Source organism: Anaerorhabdus sp. (assembly GCF_036637135.1).
Taxonomy (GTDB): domain Bacteria; phylum Bacillota_I; class Bacilli_A; order Erysipelotrichales; family Erysipelotrichaceae; genus Anaerorhabdus.
The window spans coordinates 1-2,136 of sequence record NZ_JAVWNC010000116.1; the positions used below are offsets into that span (position 1 = coordinate 1).

Sequence of the window (2,136 nt, forward strand, 5' to 3'; positions counted from 1 at the left end):
TATAATTCTATCTTGTTTAGACAAGGAGATATTATGTTTAAGAAAAGGAAGTTTTTAATTATTCTACTAGCTGTTATATCATTTTTAATATTATGTGTAATCGGCTTTGCGGGTAATTATTTAGTAGATTACGCAATAACTGTTGATGAAAATGGAAATCTCGGTTCAATGAGTGAACCCTATACAGGAATACAAGATACCTTAGCTCAAAAGGAATATGATGAATGGATAACTAATCAAGATTTAGGTGAGTGGGAAATAACAAATAAAGAGGGATTAAATCTATGGGCACAATACTATCCCGCTTTAGAAGATACTAATGTGACTATCCTTGCAGTCCACGGTTATACTGTTGATCATCGTGATATTGTTCCTGCTATTAAACCCTTCGTAGAGCAAGGTTATTCTGTTCTGGCTATTGACCAAAGAGGTCGAGGGCAAAGTGAGGGTAATTATCTAGGTATGGGTTGGTTAGAAAAAGATGATGTCATCGAATGGATTAATGCTATTATTGAGCAGTATCCAAATAATAAGATTATTCTATATGGAGAATCAATGGGTGCAGCCACCGTAATGTTAGCCGCAAGCCAACAATTACCTGAGAATGTTATTGGTGTTATTGAAGATTGTGGATATACATCTGCCTATGAAATGTTTGAGGATCAATTAAAAGAAAGATTTGGCTTACCAGCTTTCCCATTTCTACCTGCAGCCCAAATTGTAGGTCAACTTAGAGCTTGTTATGATTTTGGAAAAGCAAGTCCTATTAATGCTCTAAAAAATGCAACATTACCTATCTTGTTTATTCATGGGGGCGATGATACTTATGTACCGACATGGATGGGTGAGAAACTCTATGCATCGTATCAAAATCAAAAAGAATTATTAATCATACCTGGTGCTGAACATGGTGCTAGTGCTGATGTTGACCCTGATTTATACTACAAAACAATATTTGATTTTATAGAAAGCATAAATTGAGGAGAATAGCAAAATGAATAAAATATTAAAACGTATCTTAATTACAATCGTAGTCATCATCCTAATATTAGTAGGTGGTTTCTACGCAATGTTCAATAAAGAAATATCAACAATGAATAGTGTTAAGAAGATTGATGATTATGGGTTCTACGAGGTTCATATATCTAATGATTATGGATTAGATGGTTTAGTGGAACAAGGTGGTGCTGAGAGTGATGGTGCTTTAATTCAATATCTAATTAAGACATTGGTAAAAGGACTTCCTATTGAATTCAATATTCCTGATTTTGGTTGTAGTACATTCCAAGCACAAACACCAGAAGGTGAATGGATTTTTGGAAGAAACTATGACTTAGACCCAATTCCTGGAATGTTAGTCTTTACAGAACCTGAAAATGGTTATCGTTCTGTATCGATTGCGAATATCAATGTATTGGGATTCACATTAGAAGATGGACCTGACACATTCTTTGATAAAATTATGACTTTAGCTGCTCCTTATGCAATCATGGATGGTATGAATGATCAAGGACTTAGTATAGGCGTACTCTTAATCAAAGATACACCAACAAATCAAGACAATAATAAATTAGACCTAACAACAACATCTGCAATTCGATTAATTCTTGATCATGCTGCCAATGTTGAAGAAGCAATCTCATTATTTGAAGATATGGATATGCATGCATCTGCAAATGCTTCTTACCATTTCCAAATAGCTGATGCCCAAGGAAACAGTGCTGTAATTGAATATATTGACAATAACTTAAGTGTTATTCGAAAAAATGATGGTGAAGTTCAAGCATTAACTAATTTCTTAATTAGTGAAGAGAAATACAATTTTGGTAAAGGTCAAGATCGTTATGAAATCTTAATTAACACTTTAAATGAAAACAACGGTATCTTATCAACAACTGATGCCATGAATTTACTTCAAGCGGTGAGTCAAGATAAAGTAGATAGCGATGGTGATATTATCGCTACTCAATGGTCAGCAGTTTATAACAATTCAAAGAAAACATTAGACATTGTGGTTGGAAATAACTTTGATCAAGTGTATTCATACCAATTATTTGAATAATATAGTTTCATTAACTAGTTTATTCATAATAGTTACTTAAATATCGAGGAAGGAGTTTTATTCCTTAATAGAAA

2 protein-coding genes are annotated in these 2,136 nt (G+C 33.2%); both read left to right on the forward strand.

The annotated features are described in order from the left end of the window. Window positions 1–981, forward strand: a 981-nt coding sequence (locus tag RR643_RS11600) for an alpha/beta hydrolase (RefSeq protein WP_332483313.1), incomplete at its 5' end; no start/stop codon positions are given. A gap of 13 nt (window positions 982–994) precedes the next feature. Continuing rightward, window positions 995–2,062 (forward strand): C45 family peptidase, encoded by a 1,068-nt coding sequence (locus RR643_RS11605; RefSeq protein WP_332483314.1) that lies wholly within the window; start codon window positions 995–997, stop codon window positions 2,060–2,062. The last annotated feature ends 74 nt before the right edge of the window (window positions 2,063–2,136 follow it).